Consider the following 12200-nt stretch of genomic DNA (forward strand, 5'->3'; position numbering starts at 1 on the left):
TAACGGTGGGCTTAATTAGGTGTGATAAAACAAAGATAGGAGGGGCTGCTAATATTTCCAAATAAAAGTCTATAAATTTTGTAGACTATTACGGTTTTTATGCGGACAACCGCGGCCCTGCTATCTTTCATTAATATCACCTACCTTTGCGGTTTAAAATAACCGGTTTTGAGTCATTCTGTTTTTTTAATAACACCGCCATTTACGCAGCTGAACACGCCCTATCCGGCCACAGCCTATCTGAAAGGGTTCCTGAACACCAAAGGGATCAGCGCTTTCCAGGCTGACCTGGGTATCGAAGTAACGCTGGCTTTATTTTCAAAACAGGGCTTACAGCAGTTGTTTGACAACATTGCGGCAGCACCGCCGGCGGAGCTTTCTGAGAATGTGGCCCGCATGATAGCCCTGCAGGATGACTATGTGAACACCATCGACGCGGTTATTTTGTTTTTACAGGGTAGAAATCCCACGCTGGCCCATCAGATCAGTAAAAGGGACTTTCTGCCGGAAGCGTCCCGCTTCGCGCAGCTGGACGATCTCCACTGGGCGTTTGGTTCCATGGGCACACAGGACAGGGCCAAACACCTGGCCACCATGTACCTGGAAGACCTGTCGGACCTGATCATGGAATGTGTGGACCCGCATTTTGGCTTCAGCCGCTATGCAGAGCGCCTGAGCCGCTCCGCCAATAGTTTCGATGAACTGTACGATGCCCTGCATGAAGGGTATACCTATATAGACCACATCCTGACAGACCTGCTGGCTGCCCGGATGGAGACGGTACAACCCACACTGGTAGCCATTTCGGTGCCTTTTCCGGGGAACCTGTACGCCGCTTTCCGCTGCGGACAGTGGATCAAACAGCATTATCCGCAGGTGAAAATAGCGATGGGTGGCGGTTTCCCGAATACAGAACTGCGTTCGCTCAGTGATCCCAGAGTGTTTGAATTCATCGACTTCATCACCCTGGACGACGGCGAAGCCCCTATGGAGAACCTGTTCCAGTTCCTCAACGGGCAGAAATCCTCCGAAGAACTGAAACGTACCTTCCTGCTGCAGGAGGGCGCGGTCACTTATATTAATAACGCGTCCTGCCACGACTACAAACAAAGCCAGGTAGGAACGCCCGATTACAGCGATCTGCTGTTGGACCAGTACATATCGGCCATTGAAGTCGTGAATCCCATGCACAGCCTCTGGAGCGACGGGCGTTGGAACAAGCTCACCATGGCCCATGGCTGTTACTGGGGAAAATGTACTTTCTGCGATATCTCACTGGATTATATACGGGTATATGAGCCGATAGCCGCTTCCATGCTGTGTGATCGTATGGAAACCATCATTGCACAGACCGGCCAGAACGGTTTCCACTTTGTGGACGAGGCCGCGCCACCCGCGCTGATGCGTGCTTTGGCGCTGGAGATCATCCGGCGTAAGCTCACCGTTACCTGGTGGACCAACATCCGTTTTGAGAAAAGTTTCACCCGCGATCTCTGCCTGTTGCTCAAAGCGTCCGGCTGTATCGCCGTGTCCGGTGGCCTGGAGGTGGCGTCTGACCGTTTACTGGGGCTTATTCAGAAAGGTATTACCGTCGCTCAGGTGGCCAGGGTGAACCGCCATTTTACCGAAGCAGGCATTATGGTGCACGCCTATCTGATGTATGGTTTCCCAACGCAGACGGCGCAGGAGACCATCGATTCACTGGAAATGGTACGGCAGATGTTTGCCGCCGGCATATTACAATCCGCCTTCTGGCATCAGTTTACCATGACAGCCCATAGCCCTGTAGGACTGGACCCTGCCAAATACCTGGTGCAAAAAGAAACAGAAGCCATGGGCGCCTTCGCCAACAATGATATTATGCATATCGACCCTACCGGCGCCGACCATGAAAGCTTTAGTTTCGGCCTGAAAAAATCGTTGCTCAACTTTATGCATGGCACCTGCCTGGATTATCCATTGCAGAAGTGGTTTGAGTTCAAAGTACCTAAAACCAGCGTAGCGCCGGATTTCATCACCAAAGCCCTGTTGGAGGAAGAGGCGGGCACCATCAAACCCACCAGTAAAGTAGTATTCCTGGGCAAACAGCCATCGATGGAGGTGATCACCAAATCCAAAAAAGGCAGCACCTGGGAAGTAGCCTCCTTCACATTTCAGAATAAAAAGGAAAAGATGAATATCAGCGTTCCGCCACCGCAGGGCCAATGGCTGGCCGGTGTGCTGGAACAAATAGCCGTGGCTAACCCCAAGACCTATACGTTGCAGGAGCTGAAAGACAGCTATGAAGCAGCCGGCCTGGAAGACTTTGAGCTTTTCTGGGATAATAAACCGGTGAATACGCTTTATAGATCGGGGCTGCTGAAGTTGTAGGCGGTGTGACCGGAGCAAGGACGCTGCAAATACCCGGAAATAAAATAAGGAACAAGTCAAAATTCCATAAAAAATGCCCCCGGAAAGTGTTGATCTTTTTGGGGGCATTTCATGAAAATAAAGTTGGAGAGAACCACTACATTATAAATTAATAAGCGTTGAGTCAGTTGACCATGTATCATTGATGGTGATACTATAGCTGCGGCTACCATCAGGAGGAGCGCCATACAGATAACCTTTGATAACCGTTACCTTATTCGTTTGGCATTTAACATGTTGAATCGTTTTTTTAAGATCTGCGCCAGTCGTCCTGTCTTTATAATTAATGTCTACATTAAATTCATATTCTGAACCCAACAGAAAATCAGAGAACGTATACTGATCTTTTCTTGTACCATACCATTGCCAAACGGCTTCCGGCGCTCTGACAGAGCCATCTGACAGGTTGTATGCGACTGACAAAGGACTCACCTGTACACGGATATATCCATTGGGGTCACTGGAAGGTAGTGCATCCTGCAATTTAACTTCCAGTTTTCCAACCACACGCTCCAGTGTAATCGGAATCTCGGTTGGCGCATTAGCGCTTACAGAAAAAACCGTTTTTTTCAGGAACGCATCACCCATGGGAAAAACGCCCATCCCCATTAATTGAGGGGAGAAATAATGACCAGAGATGTTGTTGGAAGAGGTGATGGGCTGTGTATATAGTGGCGTTTGCGATGCTATCAGAACAGCTGTATAAGTTCCGGGAGCCAATGAATCGTTAATGATGCCGAAATTGGCTTTTTGGTTCAACGTGTCCTGATGAACAAAGTTTATTTTGTTACCATCGCTGGAATAGACAATATAGTACAGATCAGAAATGCGGGGAAGCCAGTTCACCCGACTGGTTTGACCTTCCAATAGTTGATTGTTTCCCGCAGTTCGTAAATTTTCCTGTGATTGGCTAAAATTGGCAACGCTAAATTTTACAGGTTGTTTTTCTCCCTGGGATATTACCTTCTTGTCTGTGGCGTCTTTTGAACAGGAGAAAAAAATAGATGACAGCAGGGGGATTATTAAAGCTTTTTTCATAATGAACATAGGAGGGTTTAATTAGGTTAAGAAACTCAGGTGTGTAAATTAGAAATAAAAATCCGCTCCAATTATAAAAAAGAATAAATTTTTTTGAAGTTTATCGTACATACCTGACCGTTACCGTTACAGGTGAGGGAAAACATCCGGGGGCTGGAGTAGCAGGAAAATATGAGTAGATCATCATGTTATATAAATGATGATCTACTGAAAAAAAACAACCTATCTTGTGGAAGCAAAAATCCACACCTCAAAGCAATGAACAGACCTAATACTGTCCCTGAAGCTGCCGTCTATAACGACGTCGATAAAGAATGGCTGCTTGGCGCCACCGATGAAAACAACCAACGTATTGGCCCCTGGAAAAAATGGCATACAGACGGCTACCTCTGGGAAACTATCGACTACCGGGATGGTATTCCCCCTTACCCTACCCAACGTTTTCACCCCGATGGCACGGTATCTCAGGATGGCGAATGGTATGGCGGCGATAAATACCTTGGCCCGCTGCGCCTGATAAAAAGCAATCACCCCACCCCTGAATATTTTCCTCCCGGCAATGCCGATAGTGTATGGATCGCGGAATTTGACTATGTAGATGAATTCAGTTACGATGCCCAGCGTTATTTCGACAGAGACAATAACGAGATAAGTTCAGATGGAGACCCGCTACCTGTAAGGCCCCAAAATGTGCCTGCCCGCGCGCATTTCATCAGAGCGGCGTATTCAGCTACCAACTGGGTCATGGGAACCGTGGATACCCGCACCGCTAATTACATAGGAGAATATTTTGAATGGGACCTGAACGGCAACCCGGTCGTAAAAAGACTTTACAGCCCTTCCGGCAGTGTATGGGAAGAGTACACCTATACCAATGGGGTATTAAAGATCTCCAATGTGTACGATAAAGACGTACCAAAAGACTCCGAGACATGTTATTATTACAGCGGTACCGCCACGCCGGTAGTGAAAACCCGGATCGTTTACCGCAACAAGGGAAAAGACGTGACCAACACGTACTTTGATAAAACGGGTAAGGAGCTTTATTCCGTTAGAAGAGAAGAATTGTCTCCCGTCCATAAACGAAGATATTTTAACGGCGAACTGGTTTGTGAAGGGCATCTTTCCAATGAAGCCTACCGCTTCCCGGAAAGTGTTGTCTACTATGCTTCCGGAGGCGGTACGCTCATTGACTTTACCAATAACGGCGATGGTACTGGTACCTGGCACCTGTATGATGCCTCCGGGCAGGTATTACGGCAGCTTACCGTCACCGAAGATCTGGACGATCATTTCCGTTTGATTAGATGGGATGCCTTTCTATCCTCATGGGGGAGCTATGAAGTAAATACCACCCACACCGACCAGGAAGCGGTGGTGTTGTGGTTCAACCAGTACTATGATAAGCTGCATGCCAAAGATAAACTGTATGCGCTGGAAGTGCCGGCATACCTGCAAATAGAACTGGACGCCGTTGACTGGAAGACCATCGGTGCTTATCATAGCGATGGTGGCGCCGAACTGCCCATTGCTATCAATGGTCTGCTGTCGGAAGATGAGCAGGTAGCGAAAGTGGCTGAGGACATGCTCTGGCCGGAGATTGAACAGCAGGGGGCCGTATATGAATCGACCTACAAAGTAACCACTATACTGGCACGCATGCTGCCGCACTACCCGCACCTGCCGGTCGCGCAACAGCGACTGGCGAAATTCCTGTATGATATCCTCGATTTACGGTATATCACCGAACAGCATGATTTGTATCAGGAGATGTTAGGCGCTATTGCGCCGCTGGAGCCGCTGCTGCTGCAATGGGCCATAGGCGATGACGTTAGTACGGCGCGTATGGCGCAATACATCCTGATGTATGCCGGCAAGGAAGCCACGGAGCGGTTCCTGCTGGAGGAATGGCGAAATACGGACCACAGCAGTACCCAAAGAGGGTACGCCGTTTATTCCCTGTCAGGTTTTTATGTCAGCAGAGACCAGCGTGATAAACTGCGGACAACCTATGCGCCGGTATTGGGCACCGAAGCAGATGCATTTGTACGGTTTGTGCTGGCGTCACAGCTGGTGCTGCTCACCGGCGCAGAGGCGGAGGATGCCTGGCTGACGGAGCTATTGCATGCTCTGGCCCACTACGAAGCACTTGATGACGATTACGGCAATATGATGCCTTTCATCGGTGACATCAATAACGTACAGGAATATATTTTAGCAGTACTGCGTCAATCCAGGCCCGATGTACTGGAAAAGAATATGGAGCCCATCATCGAGGCGCTACCTGCTATGCACTCCCTGAAACAGGTCAGCTACCTGCAGACAATATTCGCGGTGTTGTTTGACGATGAAACGGCACTGGACGATATTACGCCGCTCAGAAAGAAAGCATTGCTGACGGCGGCAGACGTGGTGGCGAAGGACCCCGGGTTTATCAACCTGCTGGAAGTATTCCGGGCATACGACCTGCCACATGATGCGTATGCTTTGCGGCAATTAGCGGAAGCGTAAAAATAAAACGGCCGGAGATCACCTCCGGCCGTTTTATTTATGCTGCCGGTGTATTTAAAAAGAACTGTCGCAGCGTTTCTGCGATAACCAACGGATGCTCGCCGTTATTTGCCGCAACGTGGCCAAGGTTTTTAAATTGTATGCGGGTTGCATGGCAATTCCGTTTCCTCCCTCTTTGCCTTTCTTTGACCTTTTATCATGCTGTTGAAGGAGCCGTTATAAAACAGACCTTATTTATACCATCCCAAATAAATTTATGAAATGTTGAATTTGTATTTTTGCCTGGTGTCACCATATATGCGTTAATGATGAATGACAAAGAAACAAAACGGATTTCGCGGCTAACAGCGATTCTGTTACAGTTACAAACTAAACGGTTAATAACAGCTACCCAGCTCGCTGACAAATTTGCGGTTAGTGTGCGCACTATTTACAGAGATATCAGAGCATTGGAAGAGGCAGGAGTGCCTGTCCTCACAGATGAAGGGAAAGGCTATACGCTCATGGAAGGTTATAGTGTGCCTCCGGTGATGTTTACAGAGGCCCAGGCCTCCGCTTTAATACTGGCTGAACAGCTGGTACTTAAAAATAAAGATTCGTCATTCATTAAAGATTATACAGAAGCTATTGAAAAAATAAAAGCCGTTTTAAGGTATGGCCAGAAAGATATGGCCGATTTACTTTCTGAAAGAACGCGATACGACCAAAATACAAATAGAGAAAGAAGCAGCAATAACTTGTCGAATCTGCAATTTGCGCTAACAAATTTCTGTGTTACAAAAATTGAATACGCTAATGAACAAAATAAAATCAGTACCCGGTTAATTGAACCTTTTGCACTGTTGAGTACAGATAACTGGTTATTGGTAGCATTCTGCCGTTTGCGTAAAGAATTTCGCTTTTTTCGTTTAGATAGAATTAAAAATCTGACACTTCTTGCCGAAAAATTTGAGCCCCACAAAATGACCTTACAGGAGTATTTTGAAAGATATCATTAATTTTTTTTAGACCCCTGACATAAGGCTGTCAAACCACCCCTTTTACTTTTGCATCAGGTTAATAATTCAAACATATTACAATGCAAAAGAGAACAATTGACCCCTGGAAATGGGGTGAACTAACAAACTCTGCACAAGCAGTAGAAGTAACGAATGTGTCAGGTACATTGTACTGTTCAGGACAGGTGGCAATGGACGCTAACGGTGTTCCGAGCAACGCTGACATGCGCACACAATTAATCCAGACTATTGATAACGTTGAAACGCTCATCAAAGCGTCCGGTTATGAGCCGAAAAATATTGTTAGATTAAATGTTTTTACAACATCTATGCAAGAGTTTTTTTTAACTTGTATGGACGTCTATGTACCATTTCTACAAAAGTACGGTATCAAACAAGCTACTAGCTGTATTGAAATTAAAGGCCTTTATGGCCCTTTAACGATAGAATTAGAGGCTACAGTCGTAAAGTAAAACCCGGGCGGCAGGATTAATATCCTGCCGTTTTTAATGCGGATCATACGTTACGGTGAAATGATCATGAACAATATTGACAGGTAATAACCAGATGAGCGTAGCAATTTTTTGGCCGGCAAACCAAGCAGAATGGCGGTCCTGGCTGGAGGAAAATCACCAGACAAAATGTTCTGTTTGGCTTGTTTTTTACAATAAATCATCGAAAAAAGATTCCATTACCTGGAGTGAGGCGGTGGATGTAGCACTTTGTTTTGGTTGGATAGACAGCAAAAAAATTAAAATTGATCAGGACACTACCCATCAGTTTTTCAGTAAACGAAAGCCGAAGAGTACCTGGAGTAGAATAAACAAAATAAAAATACAACAACTCACTGATGATGGACTAATGACCCCAAAAGGGCTTGACGCAATTGACATAGCAAAACAAAATGGTTCCTGGACCATCTTAGATGATACAGAAGCATTAATCATTCCTGATGACCTGGGTGTTGCTTTGAAGAAAGAAAAAGGGGCAAATGAATATTTCCAAAGCTTAAGTCAAAGTGTCAGGAAAATGATGTTGCAATCATTGGTACTTGCCAGGCGCCCTGAAACACGGCAAAAACGTATTGATCAAATAGTAGATTCAATCCTGGCCGGCGACAAAGGAATAAAAAAAAATAAACAATAACGGATTATTTTAATTCAATAGCGCTGATAATAATTACTCATCTCAGTAATGTATAAAACAGGACGCTTTCAGGTAGAATTCTTTGTAAACTAATTTTTTGCAGGGATTTTGCGTGCCCGGAACAGGAATCGAACCTGTACCCGGTATTATTTCACGTATTTCCAGTTGCGGATTTTGCCTTCTGCCATCCAGGTGAGGGCGTCGGCGAGGCGGCTGTTGCGGGTGGCCTCTGTTTTAGCGCTGGTGATCCACTCCACGTACTCTTTTTGGTGGCTATAACTGAATGCCTCGAAAGTGGCCCATGCTTTTTTATTCTTTTTAATGGCAGTCAGGAGCCAGTCCGGCACTTCCAGTTCTTTTTTAGCCGGAGCGGCTTTTTTAACGGCAGGAGGGAGGTCGCTGGTACTGATTTTAGCCGCGGCCTTTAGGTATTTAATAAAGATTTTATCGGAGGGCAGGTCTTTCAGGCTGGCGATTTTCCCCAGTTGGCCCATGCCGTTTTCGCCGCGTTGCTGAAAGATATTGTCCGGGTCGTCCATCAGTGCGCCTTTCCAGAAGATAAAAGAGCAGTGTGCTTTAAAAGCGGCGAAGCAGCAGAGCAGCTGACCTTCGTAGGTGAAGTAGGGCATGCCCCACTTGATGGTCTCTTCTGCTTCCGGGCAGGCCTTGTGGACCAGGGCCCGCATATGTTCCAGGATAGGCTGGGCAAAGCCGGCCGATTTAAGGATATAGGCATCGATACGGGCATCCTGTTGACTCATGACAGTTAGTTTAGCGCAATTTATATAAATAGATCATGTGAGTGTTGCTTTGTTTTGGGCCGTGGGTTGCAGCAGGTCCCATTTGTTACCGTATAAATCCTCAAAAACCGCTACTGTCCCATAGTCTTCTTCCTGTGGTGGCCGGATGAACCGGACTCCCTTTTCCGTCATGCGTTGATAGTCCCGCTGAAAATCATCGGTGAAAAGAAACAACAACACCCGGCCACCTGCCTGGTGGCCGATGGCAGCCATCTGTTCTTCGTTGGCCGCCCTGGCCAGCAGAAGTGTACATTCCCGGGCGCCCGGCGGCGCTATGACAACCCATCGTTTCTCTTCGCTCAACCGGGTGTCTTCCAGGAGGGTAAAGCCCAGTTGCTCTGTATAGAACCGGATGGCTTCATCGTAATCTTTTACTACGAGGGCGATATGTGCGATATGTTGTTTCATCGATATGTAAATGACGAAAAATCCTTAGGTGATGTTATTTTATTATTCTGGCTAAGTTATATATTTTAGTAGGAGCAGGAATTATCCCGGGGGACTACCCGGGGAAAACCCCGGTGTAAGCATAAAAAAAATGTTGAATATTTGCTTCCACTAAACACAACAACATGAGCGACAAAATGATGGTTAGCGGTTATACCGCCAATAACCAGGGGTATCTTGAAAATACCACCATCCCTATTGACTCACACATGCCTTTCACCGGTGATCCCGCTACCTACGGGATGCCCGTTACCGTGAGTGCTTATTTCGGAATGCTGTTCCATTTTTACAACTATCTCTCCAAACATCCGGAGGTGAAGGAATTTTTCCAGGGTCGGTACTCCATTGAGTTCAGCAAGGCTTCCCTTTTCCGGTTGCTGGGCCAGCCTGGGTGCGAGTTTGTACGCTTTCATTTTGTTATTCCGGAAAATAACGAAAAAATTAGTCTGATGGCCGAGGGCCTGGATGCCAATCATGTTAACATCGCGTTCCCGGTGTTACTGGAAAAAGCTAAGTCCGGTGTGCTGGACCCTACTCCAGCCGACCCGGGTATTGAAGAAAGAGGCAATGGCGGAGAAGACGAGCCATTGATGGCCAAGCTGTTTGCTGCGCTGAAAGCCAGCGGACATCCGTTTGGTGCCGTAACGCCCATTGACCTGGAGCACAACTGTTAAAAAAAAATTGCTACGCTGAATGAACGGATGGATCTATGGATACTATGTGATGCTGGTGACATGTTTTGCCATTAGCCTGTTTAATCTGCAATACAAGCAGGTAAAGCAGCTGGCGGTGTTATTAGGTTTCTCCATATTATCGGAGGTGATGGTGGAATTGATCGGGAAGCGTGGTTCCCATTTCTTTATTGTATACCACTTTTTTGTGGTGCTGGAATATAGTCTGATAACAATCATTTTACGATCAGGAATCAAGGATGAACGTTGGCGGTTGCTGATGTGGATTTCGATATTTGTGTTTGGCGCGGTATCACTCGTGTACAGCTTTGTATATGGCGGCTGGCGTTATTTTCCGGGCATTAATATTACCATTGAGAGCTTCCTGGTCATTTGCTGGTGCCTTTTGTCCTTTTTTTCGATTACCCCCAATAGTGAAGCGTCTATATTCCGGCACCCTGATTTCTGGCTGACCCTCGCGTTTTTCTTTTATTTCGCCGGGTCTATGTGTGTAAACGGCTTTTACAATCTGTTATTGGCCGGTGATGCACGGTCTGCCAGGCATCTTTTTACGATTTTGAACTCATTATCCAATTACCTGTTGTATATTATGCTGATAAAAAGCATCATATGCTTCCGGTCAAACAGGATTTCTTCGTAGCAGTCATCTTACTCACCCTGTTGTTTATCATCATGGGATTGATAGTGATTGTGGCGATCATCAATTACAAGAAAAAACAACAAGCTTACCTGCATCAGCTAAAATTAATGAAAGAAGAGTATGATAAACAATTGATGTGGTCTCAGATCGAAATACAGGAAGAAACCTTTGCTCATCTGGGGCAGGAGCTTCACGACGATATCGGGCAATTGTTAACCAGCACCAAACTATTGATCAATGTTACCCAGCGTAACCTGACCGATGCACCGGAGACGTTAAAGACCGCGGAGGAAACCCTCAGTACGGCCATTCATCACCTGCGCGCGCTGTCCAAATCGTTCAGCCGTCAGTGGCTGGACCAATTCAGCCTGGTGGACAACCTGAAGAGTGAAGTAGCCCGTATCAATGCCAGTCGTACCATCAAGGTGAAGTTTACCCACGAACTGGCCGAGCTTCCGCTACAGGCCGAGCCACAGATCATTCTGTTTCGTATCATACAGGAAGCCATGCAAAACTGCCTGAAACATGCCCGTCCTCAAGTGATTGATATCAGCATGCGTATAGCCGAAAAGGCGTTGTTGTTGATCATTGCAGATGACGGCGCCGGCTTTGATAAAGCTGGTATGTCGGCCACCGGACTGGGTATCCGGAACATGCAACACCGTACCCGGCTGCTGGGTGGAACGATCGACTGGGAAGTGACGGATGCAGGAGGTACTGCTGTGTTGATAAAATTACCCGTTGAACCAAATCAGTTATGAACATCAAAATTGCCATCGCAGACGACCATCAGTTATTCCTCAAATCACTCAGCCTGCTCGTAGCAGGTTTTACCGGTTTTAGCATTGTAGCAGAAGCTGTCAACGGGAAAGAGCTGCTGGAGAAAATAGCAGCGCTGCCTGCCCCGCCGGACATCGTACTGCTCGACGTGAACATGCCCGTTATGGACGGGCCCAAAGCTACGGCCCTGTTACAGAAACAGCATCCGGGCATCCGGATAGCGGCATTGTCCATGAAAGAAAATGACAATACCATCATCACTATGCTCAAAGCCGGTTGCTGTGCTTATCTGTTGAAAGATATCCATCCGGTGGAACTGGAAAAAGCGCTGCGTGAGATACATGAATCAGGCTATTATCACAATGATGCTTCCAATGTCAACTATCGCCGGCTGATCCTGCAATCGGAGCAGCAGGAGACGATCACCGAAAGGGAGAAAGAGTTTCTGAGTCTCGCCTGCAGTGATCTCACCTATAAAGCGATCGCCCAGAAAATGAACGTCTCCGAGCGTACGGTAGATGGCTATCGTGAAATCCTTTTCCACAAACTCAACGTACAAAGCCGTACCGGTATGGTGCTTGAAGCCCTGCGCCGGCAGCTGGTTTCCCTGTAGCAGCCTGATTTACCGGTTAAAAGCCGCTCTTTACCGACCTGTACTGGTCATTTACCTTATTTCCCCTGTGCCCTTTGTTGGTTTTTGTATCATTGTATCCTGTTCATTCATCCAAAATCGAATCAG

Annotated in this window: 12 protein-coding genes; 9 read left to right on the forward strand and 3 right to left on the reverse strand. The window is 46.9% G+C overall.

Annotation, left to right across the window (positions count from 1 at the left end; translation table 11 throughout):
• The first annotated feature begins 168 nt into the window (after positions 1-168).
• A complete protein-coding gene (locus ICL55_RS34570; RefSeq protein ID WP_188106573.1) occupies positions 169-2370 on the forward strand; it encodes a B12-binding domain-containing radical SAM protein in 2202 nt (733 codons plus the stop codon).
• Positions 2371-2511: 141 nt separating this feature from the next.
• Here ICL55_RS34570 and ICL55_RS34575 read toward each other — a convergent pair whose 3' ends face one another.
• Complete coding sequence (locus tag ICL55_RS34575) at positions 2512-3447, reverse strand: FimB/Mfa2 family fimbrial subunit (RefSeq protein WP_188106575.1); 936 nt, start codon at positions 3445-3447, stop codon at positions 2512-2514.
• A gap of 258 nt (positions 3448-3705) precedes the next feature.
• On the opposite strand from ICL55_RS34575, the gene ICL55_RS34580 reads away from it, so the two are divergent.
• From ICL55_RS34580 to ICL55_RS34595, 4 genes are all read left to right on the forward strand, one after another.
• Entirely contained in the window at positions 3706-5958 is a 2253-nt protein-coding gene (locus ICL55_RS34580; protein WP_188106577.1) for a toxin-antitoxin system YwqK family antitoxin, read from the forward strand.
• Between the two features lie 308 nt (positions 5959-6266).
• Complete coding sequence (locus tag ICL55_RS34585) at positions 6267-6956, forward strand: helix-turn-helix transcriptional regulator (RefSeq protein ID WP_188106658.1); 690 nt, start codon at positions 6267-6269, stop codon at positions 6954-6956.
• Positions 6957-7036: 80 nt separating this feature from the next.
• Positions 7037-7429: a RidA family protein gene (locus ICL55_RS34590; protein ID WP_188106579.1), complete on the forward strand. Its 393-nt coding sequence runs from the start codon at positions 7037-7039 to the stop codon at positions 7427-7429.
• 94 nt (positions 7430-7523) lie between these two features.
• The gene (locus ICL55_RS34595; RefSeq protein ID WP_188106581.1) at positions 7524-8102 is read left to right on the forward strand and encodes a YdeI/OmpD-associated family protein; all 579 of its coding nucleotides are present in this window, start codon (positions 7524-7526) and stop codon (positions 8100-8102) included.
• A gap of 146 nt (positions 8103-8248) precedes the next feature.
• Here the strand turns inward: ICL55_RS34595 and ICL55_RS34600 are convergent, their stop codons facing one another.
• Both ICL55_RS34600 and ICL55_RS34605 read right to left on the reverse strand, forming a co-directional pair.
• On the reverse strand, positions 8249-8863 hold the full coding sequence (locus ICL55_RS34600; protein ID WP_188106583.1) for a YdeI/OmpD-associated family protein: 615 nt from the start codon (positions 8861-8863) through the stop codon (positions 8249-8251).
• Between the two features lie 33 nt (positions 8864-8896).
• Positions 8897-9310 (reverse strand): VOC family protein, encoded by a 414-nt coding sequence (locus ICL55_RS34605; protein WP_188106586.1) that lies wholly within the window; start codon positions 9308-9310, stop codon positions 8897-8899.
• A gap of 164 nt (positions 9311-9474) precedes the next feature.
• Between ICL55_RS34605 and ICL55_RS34610 the strand changes: the two genes are divergently transcribed.
• Genes ICL55_RS34610 through ICL55_RS34625 form a run of 4 tightly spaced genes read left to right on the forward strand, consistent with a single transcriptional unit; the run spans position 9475 to position 12074 of the window.
• Positions 9475-10023 carry a hypothetical protein gene (locus ICL55_RS34610; RefSeq protein WP_188106588.1) on the forward strand — a complete coding sequence of 183 codons (549 nt, stop codon included), beginning with the start codon at positions 9475-9477 and terminating at the stop codon, positions 10021-10023.
• A 19-nt stretch (positions 10024-10042) separates the two neighbouring features.
• The gene (locus tag ICL55_RS34615) at positions 10043-10681 is read left to right on the forward strand and encodes a hypothetical protein (RefSeq protein ID WP_188106590.1); all 639 of its coding nucleotides are present in this window, start codon (positions 10043-10045) and stop codon (positions 10679-10681) included.
• A complete protein-coding gene (locus ICL55_RS34620; RefSeq protein WP_188106592.1) occupies positions 10651-11442 on the forward strand; it encodes a sensor histidine kinase in 792 nt (263 codons plus the stop codon). The genes ICL55_RS34615 and ICL55_RS34620 overlap by 31 nt, the downstream gene beginning before the upstream one ends.
• Positions 11439-12074 carry a response regulator transcription factor gene (locus ICL55_RS34625; protein WP_188106594.1) on the forward strand — a complete coding sequence of 212 codons (636 nt, stop codon included), beginning with the start codon at positions 11439-11441 and terminating at the stop codon, positions 12072-12074. Before ICL55_RS34620 ends, ICL55_RS34625 begins: the two co-directional genes overlap by 4 nt.
• The last annotated feature ends 126 nt before the right edge of the window (positions 12075-12200 follow it).

Source organism: Chitinophaga varians, from assembly GCF_014529945.1.
GTDB classification, from domain to species: Bacteria; Bacteroidota; Bacteroidia; order Chitinophagales; family Chitinophagaceae; genus Chitinophaga; species Chitinophaga varians.

Excerpts from the sequence above, each read along its gene's own strand:
- ICL55_RS34575 (WP_188106575.1), bottom strand. The coding sequence starts at position 3,447 with ATGAAAAAAGCTTTAATAATCCCCCTGCTGTCATCTATTTTTTTCTCC.
- ICL55_RS34580 (WP_188106577.1), top strand. The coding sequence starts at position 3,706 with ATGAACAGACCTAATACTGTCCCTGAAGCTGCCGTCTATAACGACGTC.
- ICL55_RS34585 (WP_188106658.1), top strand. The coding sequence starts at position 6,267 with ATGAATGACAAAGAAACAAAACGGATTTCGCGGCTAACAGCGATTCTG.
- ICL55_RS34590 (WP_188106579.1), top strand. The coding sequence starts at position 7,037 with ATGCAAAAGAGAACAATTGACCCCTGGAAATGGGGTGAACTAACAAAC.
- ICL55_RS34595 (WP_188106581.1), top strand. The coding sequence starts at position 7,524 with ATGAGCGTAGCAATTTTTTGGCCGGCAAACCAAGCAGAATGGCGGTCC.
- ICL55_RS34600 (WP_188106583.1), bottom strand. The coding sequence starts at position 8,863 with ATGAGTCAACAGGATGCCCGTATCGATGCCTATATCCTTAAATCGGCC.
- ICL55_RS34605 (WP_188106586.1), bottom strand. The coding sequence starts at position 9,310 with ATGAAACAACATATCGCACATATCGCCCTCGTAGTAAAAGATTACGAT.
- ICL55_RS34610 (WP_188106588.1), top strand. The coding sequence starts at position 9,475 with ATGAGCGACAAAATGATGGTTAGCGGTTATACCGCCAATAACCAGGGG.
- ICL55_RS34615 (WP_188106590.1), top strand. The coding sequence starts at position 10,043 with ATGAACGGATGGATCTATGGATACTATGTGATGCTGGTGACATGTTTT.
- ICL55_RS34620 (WP_188106592.1), top strand. The coding sequence starts at position 10,651 with ATGCTTCCGGTCAAACAGGATTTCTTCGTAGCAGTCATCTTACTCACC.
- ICL55_RS34625 (WP_188106594.1), top strand. The coding sequence starts at position 11,439 with ATGAACATCAAAATTGCCATCGCAGACGACCATCAGTTATTCCTCAAA.